General features: G+C 69.0%; 13 protein-coding genes and 1 tRNA gene. 3 read left to right on the forward strand and 11 right to left on the reverse strand.

Features of this window, described 5'->3' with window-relative positions; genetic code table 11:
• The first annotated feature begins 6 nt into the window (after positions 1–6).
• A complete protein-coding gene (locus tag ACZ67T_RS12875) occupies positions 7–1707 on the forward strand; it encodes a multicopper oxidase family protein (protein ID WP_469983601.1) in 1701 nt (566 codons plus the stop codon).
• Between the two features lie 27 nt (positions 1708–1734).
• Here the strand turns inward: ACZ67T_RS12875 and ACZ67T_RS12880 are convergent, their stop codons facing one another.
• Together ACZ67T_RS12880 and ACZ67T_RS12885 are read right to left on the reverse strand one after the other, a co-directional pair.
• A complete protein-coding gene (locus tag ACZ67T_RS12880) occupies positions 1735–2418 on the reverse strand; it encodes a TetR family transcriptional regulator (protein ID WP_469983603.1) in 684 nt (227 codons plus the stop codon).
• Positions 2415–3410 (reverse strand): acyl-CoA desaturase, encoded by a 996-nt coding sequence (locus tag ACZ67T_RS12885; protein ID WP_469983604.1) that lies wholly within the window; start codon positions 3408–3410, stop codon positions 2415–2417. The genes ACZ67T_RS12880 and ACZ67T_RS12885 overlap by 4 nt, the downstream gene beginning before the upstream one ends.
• 273 nt (positions 3411–3683) lie before the next feature.
• On the opposite strand from ACZ67T_RS12885, the gene ppc reads away from it, so the two are divergent.
• On the forward strand, positions 3684–6422 hold the full coding sequence (ppc, locus tag ACZ67T_RS12890; RefSeq protein WP_469983606.1) for a phosphoenolpyruvate carboxylase: 2739 nt from the start codon (positions 3684–3686) through the stop codon (positions 6420–6422).
• 26 nt (positions 6423–6448) lie between these two features.
• Here the strand turns inward: ppc and ACZ67T_RS12895 are convergent, their stop codons facing one another.
• From ACZ67T_RS12895 to ACZ67T_RS12925, 7 genes are all read right to left on the reverse strand, one after another.
• Positions 6449–6904 (reverse strand): hypothetical protein, encoded by a 456-nt coding sequence (locus ACZ67T_RS12895; RefSeq protein WP_469983608.1) that lies wholly within the window; start codon positions 6902–6904, stop codon positions 6449–6451.
• 106 nt (positions 6905–7010) lie between these two features.
• Positions 7011–7607 (reverse strand): aminoacyl-tRNA hydrolase, encoded by a 597-nt coding sequence (pth, locus tag ACZ67T_RS12900; RefSeq protein WP_469983609.1) that lies wholly within the window; start codon positions 7605–7607, stop codon positions 7011–7013.
• A gap of 100 nt (positions 7608–7707) precedes the next feature.
• Complete coding sequence (locus ACZ67T_RS12905) at positions 7708–8295, reverse strand: 50S ribosomal protein L25/general stress protein Ctc (RefSeq protein ID WP_469983611.1); 588 nt, start codon at positions 8293–8295, stop codon at positions 7708–7710.
• Positions 8296–8483: 188 nt separating this feature from the next.
• Complete coding sequence (locus ACZ67T_RS12910) at positions 8484–9461, reverse strand: ribose-phosphate diphosphokinase (RefSeq protein WP_266563317.1); 978 nt, start codon at positions 9459–9461, stop codon at positions 8484–8486.
• Positions 9462–9580: 119 nt separating this feature from the next.
• The gene (gene glmU / locus ACZ67T_RS12915; RefSeq protein WP_469983613.1) at positions 9581–11029 is read right to left on the reverse strand and encodes a bifunctional UDP-N-acetylglucosamine diphosphorylase/glucosamine-1-phosphate N-acetyltransferase GlmU; all 1449 of its coding nucleotides are present in this window, start codon (positions 11027–11029) and stop codon (positions 9581–9583) included.
• A 118-nt stretch (positions 11030–11147) separates the two neighbouring features.
• Positions 11148–11218, reverse strand: a tRNA-Gln gene (locus tag ACZ67T_RS12920).
• Positions 11219–11229: 11 nt separating this feature from the next.
• Complete coding sequence (locus ACZ67T_RS12925; protein ID WP_469983614.1) at positions 11230–12102, reverse strand: hypothetical protein; 873 nt, start codon at positions 12100–12102, stop codon at positions 11230–11232.
• A 165-nt stretch (positions 12103–12267) separates the two neighbouring features.
• On the opposite strand from ACZ67T_RS12925, the gene ACZ67T_RS12930 reads away from it, so the two are divergent.
• The gene (locus ACZ67T_RS12930; protein WP_469983615.1) at positions 12268–13572 is read left to right on the forward strand and encodes a sensor histidine kinase; all 1305 of its coding nucleotides are present in this window, start codon (positions 12268–12270) and stop codon (positions 13570–13572) included.
• Positions 13573–13759: 187 nt separating this feature from the next.
• Here ACZ67T_RS12930 and ACZ67T_RS12935 read toward each other — a convergent pair whose 3' ends face one another.
• Together ACZ67T_RS12935 and ACZ67T_RS12940 are read right to left on the reverse strand one after the other, a co-directional pair.
• The gene (locus ACZ67T_RS12935; protein WP_116512556.1) at positions 13760–14242 is read right to left on the reverse strand and encodes an SUKH-3 domain-containing protein; all 483 of its coding nucleotides are present in this window, start codon (positions 14240–14242) and stop codon (positions 13760–13762) included.
• Between the two features lie 64 nt (positions 14243–14306).
• Complete coding sequence (locus tag ACZ67T_RS12940; protein WP_469983617.1) at positions 14307–14879, reverse strand: YwqJ-related putative deaminase; 573 nt, start codon at positions 14877–14879, stop codon at positions 14307–14309.
• Between the last annotated feature and the right edge of the window lie 61 nt (positions 14880–14940).

A 14940-nucleotide genomic window follows, 5' to 3' on the forward strand; every position in this document is an offset into this window, starting at 1 on the left:
TTGGTTATGAACGCACATACGCGACGCAGCCTGCTCGCTGCCTCGATCGCGGCCGTCGGTTCGGCAGCCCTGTCAGCCTGTTCCGGTTCCGGTTCCGGTTCCGGGGCCGGCTCCGCGGCTCCTCACTCCGGGGTGGCTCCTCGCCCGGAGTCCGCTCCCCGTCCCGAGGCCGGTGCGCACGCGCGGACCGGGATCTCGGACCACGGCGGACGTCCCTTCGTCCCCAAGGGGCCCAAGGGATACGTGAACCCGTCCGATCCCGAGGTCCTCGCTGCCGAGCGGGCCCGCGGGTCCGGCCCCCTGCGCAGGTACAGGCTCACCGCCGCCGAGACGTCCCTCGACCTCGGCGGGCCGACCGTCAGGTCATGGGCGTACGGCGACTCGCTGCCCGGCAGGGAGGTCCGCGTCACCGCGGGCGACGTCCTCGATCTCACGCTCGCCAACCACCTGCCCGTGGAGACGAGCCTGCACTCGCACGGCGTCCGTATGCGCTGCGACATGGACGGCGTACCGGGCCTGACCCAGTACTCGATCCAGCCCGGCGCGGACTTCCACTACCGCTTCGCCGTGACGCACCCGGGCACGTACTGGATGCACTCGCACTCGGGACTGCAACTCGACCGCGGTCTGTACGCCCCGCTGATCGTCGAGGACCCCGATGAGCCCTTGTCCTACGACAAGGAGTGGGTCGTCGTCCTCGACGACTGGGTCGACGGCGTGGGCGGCTCCACCCCGGACGACGTGCTCGCACAGCTGCACCACGGCAGCGCGCGGATGGGCATGGGCATGGGGGAGGGCGGCGAGGGCGGCGGTTCCGGTCGCGACCTGTCCGGCGGCGCGCACACCTCGGGCCGCGGCAGGCCCGCAGGCCCCGACCGCGTCCTACGGCACTCCGGCAGCCGTCGGCTGCACAGTGTGGGCGGCCATGTCGACTACCCGTTCTACCTGGTCAACGGCCGCATCGCGCAGGCTCCTTCGGTCTTCCGGGCCCGCCCCGGGGACCGCATCCGGCTGCGGATCATCAACGCCGGGGGCGACACGGCCTTCCGGGTGGCACTGGGTGGCCACACGATGACGGTGACGCACACCGACGGCTACCCGGTCGAACCCATGGAGACGGACGCGCTGCTGCTCGGCATGGCCGAACGCTACGACGTGCTGATCACCGCACAGGACGGGGTGTTCCCGCTGGTCGCGTTGGCCGAGGGCAAGGACGCGCGAGCCCTGGCCGTCCTGCGCACCGGCAGTGGGCGAGCCCCCGGGCCCGGCGTACATCCGCAGGAGCTCGACGGCCGGATCGTGCCGGCCACTCGCCTCGTGCCCCAGGATTCCGTGGCCCTCAGCGACCGCCGACCGGACCGCGAGATGCGCATCAAGCTGACCGGCGGCATGAGGAGGTTCGACTGGGGCTTCGATCACCGGCCCTACTCCAGCGAGCAACGCCGCCCGATCCGGGAGGATGAGCGGATCCGCCTGAGCCTCATCAACACCACCGACATGTGGCACCCCGTGCACTTGCACGGCCATACCTTCGCCCTCAGTGGCATCGACGCATGCGGAGCCCGTAAGGACACCGCCTACGTGCTGCCGCACCGCAAACTCGTCGTCGATTTCAACGCCGACAACCCCGGCCTGTGGATGCTCCACTGCCACAACCAGTACCACTCCGAATCCGGGATGATGACCGTCCTCGGCTACCAGAGGTAACGGCGCATTCCCGGACCGCGACGCGGTCTAAGCCTTGCGCCGCCCGATCAGGTGCGGGTTCGCCTCCATGCCGTCCAGGCCGTGCCACGCCAGATTCACCAGGTGAGCGGCGACCTCGGCCTTCTCCGGCTTACGGGCGTCCAGCCACCACTGGCCCGTCAGGGCGACCATGCCGACCAGCGCCTGCGCGTACAGCGGCGCCAGTTTCGGGTCGAAGCCGCGGTTCTTGAACTCGCGGCCCAGGATGTCCTCGACCTGCGTCGCGATGTCGGAGATCAGCGAGGCGAACGAGCCCGTGGACTGCGGGATCGGGGAATCGCGGACCAGGATGCGGAAGCCGTCCGTGTACTCCTCGATGTAGTCGAGGAGCGCGAAGGCGGCCTGCTCGCACAGTTCACGCGGGTGCCCGGCGGTCAGGGAGCCGGTCACCATGTCGAGGAGCTGGCGCATCTCACGGTCCACGACGACCGCGTAGAGGCCCTCCTTGCCGCCGAAGTGCTCGTACACCACGGGCTTGGAGACCCCGGCCTTCGCCGCGATCTCCTCCACCGACGTGCCCTCGAAGCCCTTGGCGGCGAAGAGGGTGCGACCGATCTCGAGCAGCTGCTGGCGGCGTTCCGCACCGGTCATCCGGGTGCGGCGCGCGCGCCGGGGCTTGTCGTTGCCGGCTGGGCTCGCAGAGTTCGGATCGGTCGCCACAGGTTCCATCATGCCGCGTCAGCGGCCTGCGGCTTGCGGCGGGAGTCGATCCGCTCCTTCGACGGCCAGCGCACGTCACGCGCCCAGCCCAGCTGCTCGAACCAGCGGATCAGCCGCGCGGACGAGTCCACCTGGCCGCGCATCACGCCGTGCCGCGCCGACGTCGGGTCCGCGTGGTGCAGGTTGTGCCACGACTCGCCGCAGGACAGGACGGCCAGCCACCAGACGTTGCCCGACTTGTCACGCGACTTGAAGGGGCGCTTGCCGACGGCGTGACAGATCGAGTTGATCGACCACGTGACGTGGTGCAGCAGCGCCACCCGCACCAACGAGCCCCAGAAGAAGCCCGTGAACGCGCCCCACCACGACATCGTCGCCAGGCCGCCGATCAGCGCCGGCAGAGCCAGCGAGAGCATCGTCCAGAAAATGAACTGACGCGAGATCGCCCTTATGGCGGGATCGTTCACCAGATCGGGTGCGTACTTCTCCTGCGAAGTCTGCTCTTCGTCGAACATCCAGCCGATGTGGGCCCACCACAGGCCCTTCATCAGCGCGGGCAGCGTCTCGCCGAACCGCCACGGCGAATGCGGGTCACCCTCCGCGTCGGAGAACTTGTGGTGCTTGCGGTGATCCGCCACCCAGCGCACGAGGGGACCTTCGACCGCCATCGAGCCCGCGACCGCCAGAGCGATCCGCAGCGGCCGCTTCGCCTTGAAGGAACCGTGCGTGAAATACCGGTGGAAACCGATCGTGATGCCGTGGCAGCCCAGGTAGTAGAAGAACACCAGGAGGCCGAGGTCGAGCCAGCTCACACCCCAGCCCCAGGCCAGCGGCACCGCCGCGACCAGCGCCAGGAACGGAACGGTGATGAAGAGCAGCAGCGCGAGCTGCTCCAGCGAACGCTTCTGCTCACCGCCGAGCGTGGCGGAGGGCAACGGAGCGCCGGTCGAATCGCCCGACGACGCCTTCGGGGCGTCATCGATCAGATCGGGGCTTGGTGTCATGGGGCGTCCCCTGTGGGGTCGAGGGTTGCGAGAGGGCCGAGAGCCGGGGAGTCGTGCGGGGAACTTCTACTACGCGTCCGTAACCTACGGCGTCGTAAGTATGGCAGCGCGCAGGCGGGCGGCAAGAGGCCCGGAAACGGCCCTCACGGACGGACACCTATCCTTGGAAACGGTCGGACAGCGCGGTCCGCTCTGTATCTCCACCCGGGATTCATACCCGGTTCCCGGGGTTTCCCTCCCAGACGTGCTTCAACACTGCAAGGAGCCGCACCTGTGAGCAGTGCCGACGACCAGAGCCGTGAGGCCACATCCAGCGCCGAGCTGCGCGCCGACATCCGCCGACTCGGCGACCTCCTCGGCGAGACGCTCGTACGCCAGGAGGGCCCCGAGCTCCTCGAACTGGTCGAGAAGGTCCGCCGCCTCACCCGGGAGGACGGCGAGGCCGCCGCCCGCCTGCTCGGCGAGACGGAACTGGAGACCGCGGCCAAGCTGGTCCGCGCCTTCTCGACGTACTTCCATCTGGCGAACGTGACCGAGCAGGTGCACCGCGGCCGCGAGCTGCGCGCCCGCCGCGCCGCCGAAGGCAGCCTCCTCGCCCGCACCGCCGACCGGCTCAAGGACGCCGACGCGGAGCACCTGCGCGAAACGGTCCAGCACCTGAACGTACGGCCGGTGTTCACCGCCCACCCGACCGAGGCCGCCCGGCGCTCCGTCCTCAACAAGCTGCGCCGCGTCGCCGAGCTCCTCGAGACCCCCGTCATCGAGGCCGACCGCCGCCGCTACGACACCCGCCTCGCCGAGAACATCGACCTGGTGTGGCAGACCGACGAGCTGCGCGTCGTACGCCCCGAGCCCACCGACGAGGCGCGCAACGCGATCTACTACCTCGACGAGCTGCACGCCGGCGCCGTCGGCGACGTCCTCGAGGACCTCACCGCCGAACTGCAGCGCGTCGGCGTCACCCTGCCCGACGCCACCCGCCCCCTCACCTTCGGCACCTGGATCGGCGGCGACCGCGACGGCAACCCGAACGTCACACCCGCCGTCACCTGGGACGTCCTGATCCTCCAGCACGAGCACGGCATCAACGACGCCCTGGAGCTCATCGACGAGCTGCGCGGCTTCCTGTCGAACTCGATCCGCTACACCGGAGCCACCGAGGAACTCCTCACCTCCCTCCAGAACGACCTGGAGCGCCTCCCGGAGATCAGCCCCCGCTACAAGCGCCTCAACGCCGAGGAGCCCTACCGGCTCAAGGCCACGTGCATCCGGCAGAAGCTGGAGAACACCAAGGAGCGCCTCGCCAAGGGCACCGCGCACGTGGACGGCGGCGACTACCTCGGCACCGCCGAACTCCTCCAGGACCTCACCCTCATCCAGACGTCCCTGCGCGAGCACCGCGGCGCCCTGTTCGCCGACGGCCGGATGAACCGCACCATCCGCACGCTCGCCGCGTTCGGCCTCCAGCTCGCCACCATGGACGTACGCGAGCACGCCGACGCCCACCACCACGCCCTCGGCCAGCTCTTCGACCGGCTCGGCGAGGAGTCCTGGCGCTACGCCGACATGCCCCGCGAGTACCGCCAGAAGCTCCTCGCCAAGGAGCTCAGGTCCCGCAGGCCGCTCGCCCCCTCGCCCGCACCCCTCGACGCCGCGGGCGAGAAGACCCTCGGCGTCTTCCACACCGTCAAGCGCGCCCTCGACGTCTTCGGACCCGAGGTCATCGAGTCGTACATCATCTCGATGTGCCAGGGCGCCGACGACGTGTTCGCCGCCGCCGTCCTCGCCCGCGAGGCCGGACTCATCGACCTGCACGGCGGCTGGGCCAAGATCGGCATCGTGCCGCTCCTGGAGACCACCGACGAGCTGCGCGCCGCCGACGTCATCCTCGACGAGATGCTCGCCGACCCGTCCTACCGGCGCCTCGTCGCCCTGCGCGGCGACGTCCAGGAAGTCATGCTCGGCTACTCGGACTCCTCCAAGTTCGGCGGCATCACCACCTCCCAGTGGGAGATCCACCGCGCCCAGCGCCGGCTGCGCGACGTCGCCCACCGCTACGGCGTGCGCCTGCGCCTCTTCCACGGCCGCGGCGGCACCGTCGGCCGCGGCGGCGGCCCCTCGCACGACGCGATCCTCGCCCAGCCGTGGGGCACCCTCGAGGGCGAGATCAAGGTGACCGAGCAGGGCGAGGTCATCTCCGACAAGTACCTCGTGCCGTCCCTGGCCCGCGAGAACCTCGAACTGACCGTCGCCGCCACCCTCCAGGCGTCCGCGCTGCACACCGCGCCCCGCCAGTCCGACGAGGCACTCGCCCGCTGGGACGCGGCCATGGACGTCGTCTCCGACGCCGCGCACGCCGCGTACCGCAAGCTCGTCGAGGACCCGGACCTGCCGACGTACTTCCTCGCCTCCACGCCGGTCGACCAGCTCGCCGACCTGCACCTGGGCTCGCGGCCCTCCCGCCGCCCCGGCTCGGGCGTCTCGCTCGACGGCCTGCGCGCCATCCCGTGGGTGTTCGGCTGGACCCAGTCACGGCAGATCGTGCCCGGCTGGTTCGGCGTCGGCTCCGGCCTCAAGGCGCTGCGCGAGGCCGGTCTCGGCACCGTCCTCGACGAGATGAGCGAGCAGTGGCACTTCTTCCGCAACTTCCTGTCGAACGTCGAGATGACCCTCGCCAAGACGGACCTGCGGATCGCCCGGCACTACGTCGACACGCTCGTCCCCGACGAACTGAAGCACGTCTTCGCCGACATCGAGGCCGAGCACGAGCTGACCGTACGAGAGGTGCTCCGCATCACCGGAGGCCAGGAACTCCTGGACACCCAGCCGGTGCTCCAGCAGACCTTCTCGATCCGCGACGCCTACCTGGACCCGATCTCGTACCTCCAGGTGGCCCTGCTCAAGCGCCAGCGTGACGAGGCGGCAGCCGGCAACGAGCCGGACCCGCTGCTCGGACGGGCACTCCTGCTCACCGTCAACGGCGTCGCGGCGGGCCTGCGCAACACCGGCTGATCAACCAGTGGGGACATGACGGCAGTTCACCAGGTGAGCGTCGCGAACGCGGCACTCAGCAACGCGACCCCGGTGGCTGCCGTCACCCATGCCCAGCGCGTCAGACGCAGCCCGCCCGCGATCACCACCGCGGCCAGCAGCAGCGCGCCGCCCAGCGGCACCCACGCCTGGAAGAACCCCGCAGCCCCCGAGCGCACCACAGCGTCCGAGCCGGGCTTCACCACCACCGGGACACGCACGCCCTTCTTCTCCGCGATCGACCGGTCGATGACGACACGGGCGCGGGGCTGCGAACCAGGCGACAGAGGCGCGTAAGGGCCGGTGCACGCATCGTCCGTGCACCGCGTCACCGTCATCGTGCCGCGCTCACGGCCCTTGGTGAGCATCACGTGCTGCGCCGACGCCCAGGACGCCCAAACGCCCGCGATGAGGATCAGCAGGGCCACGAGCGCCATCGCGGCCCGCCGGGTGTACGAGAGCATGGCGGCGATCCTTGGCCATGGCCCCGCGAAGAGTCAAGAAAAGCGGGCAGGTCCCGGTCGAGATGCCCGTGACCTGCCGAGATGCCCGGTCAACTCACTCCACAGGTCAGGAGTTGTACGCGCCCTGCGCCCGCTCCAGACCCTCCGTGACCAGACACTCCACCGCATCCGCCGCCCGGTCCACCAGATAGTCCAGCTCCTTGCGCTCCGTCGACGAGAAGTCCTTCAGAACGAAGTCAGCCACCTGCATACGCCCCGGCGGACGCCCGATCCCGAACCGCACCCGGTGATAGTCCGCACCCAGCGACTTCGTGATCGACTTCAGACCGTTGTGCCCGTTGTCGCCACCGCCCAGCTTCAGCCGCATCGTCCCGTAGTCGATGTCCAGCTCGTCATGGACCGCCACGATGTTGCCGACCGGCACCTTGTAGAAGTCCCGCAGACCCGTCACCGGACCACCCGACACATTCATGAACGACATCGGCTTCGCCACGATCACCCGCCGGTTCTGCGGACCCGGCGCACCGATCCGCCCCTCAAGCACCTGCGCCTGAGCCTTACCGGCCCGCTTGAACTTGCCGCCGATCCGCTCCGCGAGCAGATCGGCCACCATGAAACCCACGTTGTGCCGGTTCATCGCGTACTCGGGCCCGGGGTTCCCGAGACCCACGATGAGCCAGGGGGCAGTGGCATCGGTCGTCATCGGGACCGCGTCTCCTCACGTACAACAGACGGACACGAACATGAAAAAACGGGGTGGCGGGCCGCAGTGGCCCGCCACCCCGTCAAGCAGAGCGTACGGCTCAGGCCTCGGCGCCCTCGGCCTCGGCGGTCTCCGCAGCCGGCTCCTCGGCCTGCGCGGCCAGGATCTGGATGACGACCGCGTCGGGGTCCGTGACCAGCGTCGTACCGGACGGCAGCGTGACGTCCTTCGCGTGGATGGCGTCGCCGCCCTCCAGGCCCGCGATCGACACGGTGACGGAGGTCGGGATGTGCGTGGCCTCGGCCTCGACGGACAGCGTGTTCAGCACGTTCTCGACGAGGAAGCTGCCCGGAGCCAGGTCACCCTCGGTCTCGACCGCAACCTCGACCGTGACCTTCTCGCCGCGCTTGACGGTCAGCAGGTCGACGTGGACCAGGTAACCCTTGATCGCGTCACGCTGGACAGCCTTCGGGATCGCCAGCTCGGTCTTGCCGTCGACGTCCAGGGACAGCAGAACGTTCGGCGTACGCAGGGCGAGCAGCAGCTCGTGGCCCGGCAGCGTCACGTGAACCGGCTCGGCGCCGTGACCGTAGATGACACCCGGAACCTTGTTCTCACGGCGAACGCTGCGCGCAGCACCCTTGCCGAACTCGGTACGGATCTCGGCGGCAAGCTTGATCTCAGCCATGTGCACTCCTCGTAGAAAAAGGGGAAGGTGGTCACCCGGCCACGAACGGGCCTGCTACGAAGAGCGCGTCGATAACGGACCGCCGCACACAACAGTGCGGCCTCCCTCGCCGAGCAACTCCGTGAGTCTACCCGGCGGGAAGGCCGCCCCAAAATCGATCTAGAAGAGCCCCAGAGCCCTCAGAACGACTACGCCTGCTCCTCGAACAGGCTCGTCACCGAACCGTCCTCGAAGACCTCACGCACCGCACGCGCGATCGTCGGCGCGATCGACAGCACCGTGATCTTGTCCAGCTCCAGCTCACCCGGCGTCGGCAGCGTGTCCGTGAACACGAACTCGCTCACCTTCGAGTTCTTCAGACGATCCGCCGCCGGACCCGAAAGCACACCGTGCGTCGCCGTCACAATGACGTCCTCCGCACCATGCGCGAACAGCGCGTCCGCCGCGGCACAGATCGTGCCACCCGTGTCGATCATGTCGTCCACCAGGACACAGACACGGCCCTTCACATCACCGACGACCTCGTGCACGGTGACCTGATTCGCCACGTCCTTGTCACGACGCTTGTGCACGATCGCCAGCGGCGCACCCAGACGGTCACACCACCGGTCCGCCACCCGCACACGGCCGGCGTCGGGAGAGACGACGGTCAGCTTGTCGCGGTCCACCTTCGCGCCCACGTAGTCCGCCAGGATCGGCAGCGCGAACAGGTGGTCCACCGGGCCGTCGAAGAAGCCCTGAATCTGGTCCGTGTGCAGATCCACCGTCAGAATGCGGTCCGCACCCGCCGTCTTCATCAGGTCCGCCACCAGACGCGCCGAAATCGGTTCACGTCCACGGTGCTTCTTGTCCTGACGGGCGTAACCGTAGAACGGCACGATCACCGTGATGGAGCGAGCCGACGCACGCTTCAGCGCGTCGATCATGATGAGCTGCTCCATGATCCACTTGTTGATCGGAGCCGTGTGGCTCTGAATCAGGAAGCAGTCGGCGCCGCGGGCGGACTCCTGGTAGCGGACGTAGATCTCACCATTGGCAAAATCGAATGCCTTGGTCGGAACGATCCCGACGCCGAGAGCGTGCGCGACCTCCTCGGCAAGCTCGGGGTGGGCGCGGCCGGAGAAGAGCATCAGTTTCTTCTCGCCGGTCGTCTTGATCCCGCTCACAGCACTTGTCTCCTCAGACGCGTTCTTCCGCCGCTGCGCCCGCTCGTCCCATTAGCAGCGAGGCAGCCGAATCGTGTGCACCTATCACGGTACGCCGTGTCGGACGCACCTGTTTCCGGTCAGCCCTCGCCGCCGGCCTCCCGGGACGCCTCCTCAGCCGCCTTCGCAGCCGCACTCCCCGGACGCTTACGAGCCACCCAACCCTCGATATTCCGCTGCTGGCCACGGGCCACGGCCAGCGAACCCGCCGGCACATCCTTCGTGATCACCGACCCCGCAGCGGTGTACGCACCGTCCCCAACCGTGACAGGCGCCACAAACATGTTGTCCGAACCCGTCTTGCAATGCGACCCGACCGTCGTGTGGTGCTTGCTCTCACCGTCGTAATTCACAAACACACTCGCCGCGCCGATGTTCGTGAAGTCACCGATCGTCGCGTCCCCCACATACGACAGATGCGGCACCTTCGTACCCTCACCGATCGACGAGTTCTTCGTCTCCACATACGTACCGATCTTGGACCGCACACCCAGCCGCGTACCCGGCCGCAGATACGCGAACGGACCCACCGACGCGCCCTCACCCACCTCGGCACCGTCCGCCACCGTGTTGTCGACCCGCGCACCCGCACCGACCCGCGTGTCCGTCAGCCGCGTGTTCGGACCCACCTCGGCACCCTCACCCAGCCACGACGCACCCAGCAACTGCGTACCCGGATGCACAATCGCGTCCCGCTCGAAGCCCACCGTCACATCGACCCACGTCGACGCCGGATCCACGATCGTCACACCCGCGAGCATCGCCCGCTCCAGCAAGCGCTCATTCAGCGTCCGACGCGCCTGAGCCAACTGCACACGGTTGTTGATACCCGCGATCTCACGGTGATCCACCGCCACCGAAGCACCCACACGGTGCCCGGCCTCCCGCAGAATCCCCAGGACATCCGTCAGGTACTCCTCACCCTGACTGTTGTCCGTACGCACCTTGCCCAGCGCATCCGCCAGCAGCGCACCGTCGAACGCGAACACACCCGAGTTGATCTCACGAATCGCATGCTGCGACTCACTCGCGTCCTTGTGCTCCACGATCGCCGTCACCTCACCCGACGCCCCGTCCCGCACGATCCGGCCGTAACCGGTCGCGTCCGGAACCTCGGCCGTCAGCACCGTCACGGCATTGCCGTCACCGGTGTGCGTCGCCGACAGGTGCCTCAGCGTCTCGCCCGTCAGCAGCGGAGTGTCACCGCACACCACGATCACCGTGCCGTCGACAGCGCCACCGAGCTCCTCGAGCCCCATCCGCACGGCATGCCCCGTGCCGTTCTGCTGCTCCTGCACGGCGGTACGGGCGTCCGGATCGATCCCGGCGAGATGCTCACGCACCCGGTCCCGCTCGTGACCCACGACGACGACCAGGTTCTCGGGGCTCAACTCCCGCGCGGCGGCGAGCACATGCCCGACGAGCGAGCGCCCACTGATCTCATGCAGGACTTTGGGTGTGGCCGACTTCATACGGGTGCCCTCACCCGCTGCAAGAACGACGACGGCGGCCGGGCAATTGGCGCTCACGGGTGGCCCTTCGGCTTCGGATGCTGTGTGGGGTGGACATCCGCAGGATACCGGGGCGTTGTGGGCGTGAAATGAGGGCGGGGCCCGACCGTATGGTCGGGCCCCGCCCTCATCTGTGCTCCCGGGGAAGGAATCGAACCCTCATTCAATGGACCAAAACCATTTGTCCTGCCATTAGACGACCCGGGATGGTTCGTCCGCTATGTCCGAATCTGACGATCCGTACCGCGCGCGGACAACACTATGCCGTACCACCAGCCTTCAATGCGACGGTACAGATCGGCTCCCTGGGGAACGCGCACGAGCAAGCAGCCGTGATAGTCCGCGCCCACACGCTTGCGGTTGGTCTTCGGGTTGTGCTTTTTGAGTGAGGTCTTGCCGAACTGTGAGGGGTCGGCGCCGACCAGGGTGGCCCAGAACTTCTCGGCCGTCGCGATGTCGGCGGTCTCGTGGATCTGTACGTGGAACCTCAGTCCCTCCGGGGCGACCCCAAGGAGGCGGAGCCACGCGAGGTAGACCTGGATCATGTCCGGATCGCTGTTGACGAAGTCGACCCTTTCCTGGCGGCGGTAGGTCTTCGCCTTCGAGCCCTCGGACCAGTAGAGCCCGACTCCTATCAGGAACAGCTCACGGTCGGACAGGGTGCCGATCTCTTCGGTTGCTGCCTGCCTGGTCTCCTGGCGCCCCAGTTCCCGGCGCCGGAGGGTGGCTTCCCATCCGCGCCTCGCGATCGCCGAAGCTTCCTCGCGGGTGCGCTTGCGTTCCGGCTTCGGCAGATCCCGCACCCAGAGCGAGATCGAACTCTTCGAGCACCCGAGCTCGACCTGGATCCGGTCGTACGTCCATCCCTGGAGCCGTACCTCCCGTGCCCGGTCCCGCAGGTCGTCCTTTGCGTTCGGGCGCTTCGTCCACTCCGGTGCGGGCTCTCCGTCCAGGAGGCGGTTCAGGATGTCGTTGTTGTCGAGGTGGAGGCGGTCCCGGATCTGACGGCGGCTGAGACCCTCGCGCCGCAGTGCGACCGCCCGCTCCCGCAGTCCCTCGAAGTCTGTGTATTTGCCTGTGGTCTGTGTCATAGGCACAGGCTCGTTCGGGATGAGCTCGGATGGGTCGTATTTGCATATGGGCCAACAGTTCGAGGGATACCGGTTGGTTTCGCTTCTGTTCGAAGGCGGTCTGTGATGAAGGGCGGCGCGGAAACTCACCGGAAATCGGGCAGCTTGCGCCCGTAGGCTGGACGCATGACCACGACGGGGGAAACACACCGGACGGCCGGGGGGCCGTGGTGGTGGGAGCGCTGGCGCAGTGCCGCGCTCGACGGGGGGCTGGCGGTCGCTTCGGCGGTCGAGTGCGGGGTGGAGGGGGTCGGGTTCGCGCGGGACGCCGGGGTGCCGGCGGCCGTGGGTGTCGTCTTCGGGGTGCTGGCCGGGGCGACGCTGGTGCTGCGGCGGCGGTGGCCGATCGCGGTGGTGCTGATCGGGGTCGCGGTGACTCCGGCCCGGATGGGTGTGCTGCTGAGCGTGGTGGGTCTGTACACGCTGGCCGCGTCCGAGATGCCGCGGCGGATCATCGGGGCCCTGGCGGGGATGTCGTTCGTCGGGACGCTGATCGTGTCGGTGGTGCGGGCGCAGCAGGACGCGGGGCACGGGGATCTCGTGCGGGTGGGGGACTGGTTCGTTCCGTTCGTCGCTGTCACGACGTCGTTGGGTGTGACCGCTCCGCCGTTGCTGCTGGGGCTTTACGTCGGTGCGCGGCGGCGTCTCATGGAGAGTCTGAGGGAGCGGAACGATTCGCTGGAGCGGGAGCTTCAGTTGCTCGCCGAGCGCGCGGAGGAGCGGGCGGAGTGGGCGCGGGGTGAGGAGCGGACGCGGATCGCCCGGGAGATGCACGACGTGGTGGCGCACCGGGTGAGTCTGATGGTGGTGCATGCGGCGGCGTTGCAGGCGGTGGCCCGTAAGGATCCGGAGAAGGCCGTGAAGAACGCGGCGCTGGTCGGGGACATGGGCCGGCAGGCGTTGACCGAGTTGCGGGAGATGCTCGGTGTGATGCGGTCCGGTGGCGGTGGGCGTGAGCCTGGTGCGGGGGTGCCGTTGGCGGCGGTGGGGGTGGCGGCCGCGGCTGCGGCGTCGCGTGCCGTTGTTGACGAGGACGGGCCGTGTCTCGGTGATCTGGATGAGCTGGTGGGTCAGTCGCGGGCTGCGGGCATGGTGGTGGAGCTGCTTGTCGAGGGTGATGTGCGGTCGTATGTCGCGTCGGTGGAGCAGACCGCGTACCGGGTGGTGCAGGAGGCGCTGACGAACGTGCACAAGCATGCGGCGGGCGCGAAGACGTATGTGCGGCTTGCTCATCGGGTGTCGGAGATCGCGATGCAGGTGGAGAACGAGTCGCCGCCGGACGCGGATTCGGCGTCGGATGTGCGGCTGCCGAGTGGGGGGAACGGGCTCGTCGGCATGAAGGAGAGGGTGACGGGCCTGGGCGGGGTGTTCGTGTGCGGGCCGACTGATGCGGGTGGGTATCGGGTGTCGGCTGTGTTGCCTGCGGCTTAGCCCGTAGCCCGTAGGGCTCGGCGCTCGGCGCACCGGGATGTGCGTGTTCGTTCGTCCTGCGGGGCGTCGTCGTCGGGCCGGTCACCCGTGTGTAGTGCCGGCGGCCCGGCGCGCTCGTCCCTCGCGTCTTGTACGTGCGGGGCGGCCGGTGGGGCTCGGGGGGCGTATGCCGTCGTGCGCCGGTGCTCTATGCGGTCAGGCGGGTCGGCTGGGTGCCGTTGACGAGGGTTTCCAGGGCGTGGTCGATGCCGGGGCCGAGGTACCAGTCGCCGCTGTGGTCGAGGGCGTAGACGCGGCCTTCGGTGTCGATGGCGAGGAGGGCTTCGGAGCCGGACTCGGCGCCGAGGGGGCAGACCTCGGTGTCGAGGGCGCGGCCGAGGTCGCCGAGGGTGCGGGCCATGTGGAGGCCGTGGAGCGGGTCGAGGTGGGGCTGGGCGGGCGCTATCTGGCGGCCGGGGCCCTGTGGGGTGAGGTGGAGGCCGCCGAATTCGGCCCAGGCCTCGACGGCGGCGGGGAAGACGGTGTGGCGGTGGCCCGCGGGGGATACGTGGGTGCGCAGGGCGTCGGCCCAGAATTCGGCCTGTTTGATGTCCCAGCGGCCGGGCTGCCAGCCGGCGGCGCGCAGTGCGGCGTCGACGGGTGCGGTGAAGCGGGTGCGGTCGGCGGTCATGTGGGGTGGCCTCGTCCTGTTCTGCTGCTGCCTGCGGTGGTGCGGGGGTGTTCCGGTGCGCCGGTCAGCCGGTGGTGTCCGTGGCCGGGTCCACGACGTGGACGCCGAAGTGGGCGGTGAGGGCGGCGCAGGCGCGGCAGGGGCGGGCGAAGCCGCCGTGCAGGGGGTCGCCGTCCTCGCGGATGCGGCGGGTGGTGAGTTTGGCGTTTTTGAGGGCTTTGCGGGCTTCGCCGTTGGTCATGGCTTTGCGGCGGGCACGTTTGGAGCGTTCCTCGTCGGCGGCCGTGAGCTGGCGGGAGATGAGGATCGTTTCGGCGCAGCGTCCGGTGAAGCGGTCGCGCTGGGCGCTGGTGAGGGTGTCGAGGAAGTCCTGGACGAGGGGGTGCAGGGCGGGGGCGTGTTCGCCGCGGGCGGCGGTGCTGGTCAGTGTGGTGCCGCGCACGGAGAGGGCGGCGGCGACGGTGGGCAGGATGCCGTCGCGGCGCTGGCGCAGGGCCGGGGCGGGCGCGTCCTCGGCGCTGCTCCAGCCGACGCGTGGGTCGCCGGAGGCGGCGTCGGCGGTGGCCGGGTGCCCGGTGTCGGGCTCCGAGTCGGTCGCGACGGCCGTGTCGGATGACGGTGCGGTGCTGCTCTGCATGTGGTGCTTTCCCCTCCTGCAAACCCCCGGGTTGCGTGCACAGACTGCCAAATGCGGCCGG

The organism is Streptomyces sp. NPDC107517, assembly GCF_055582645.1.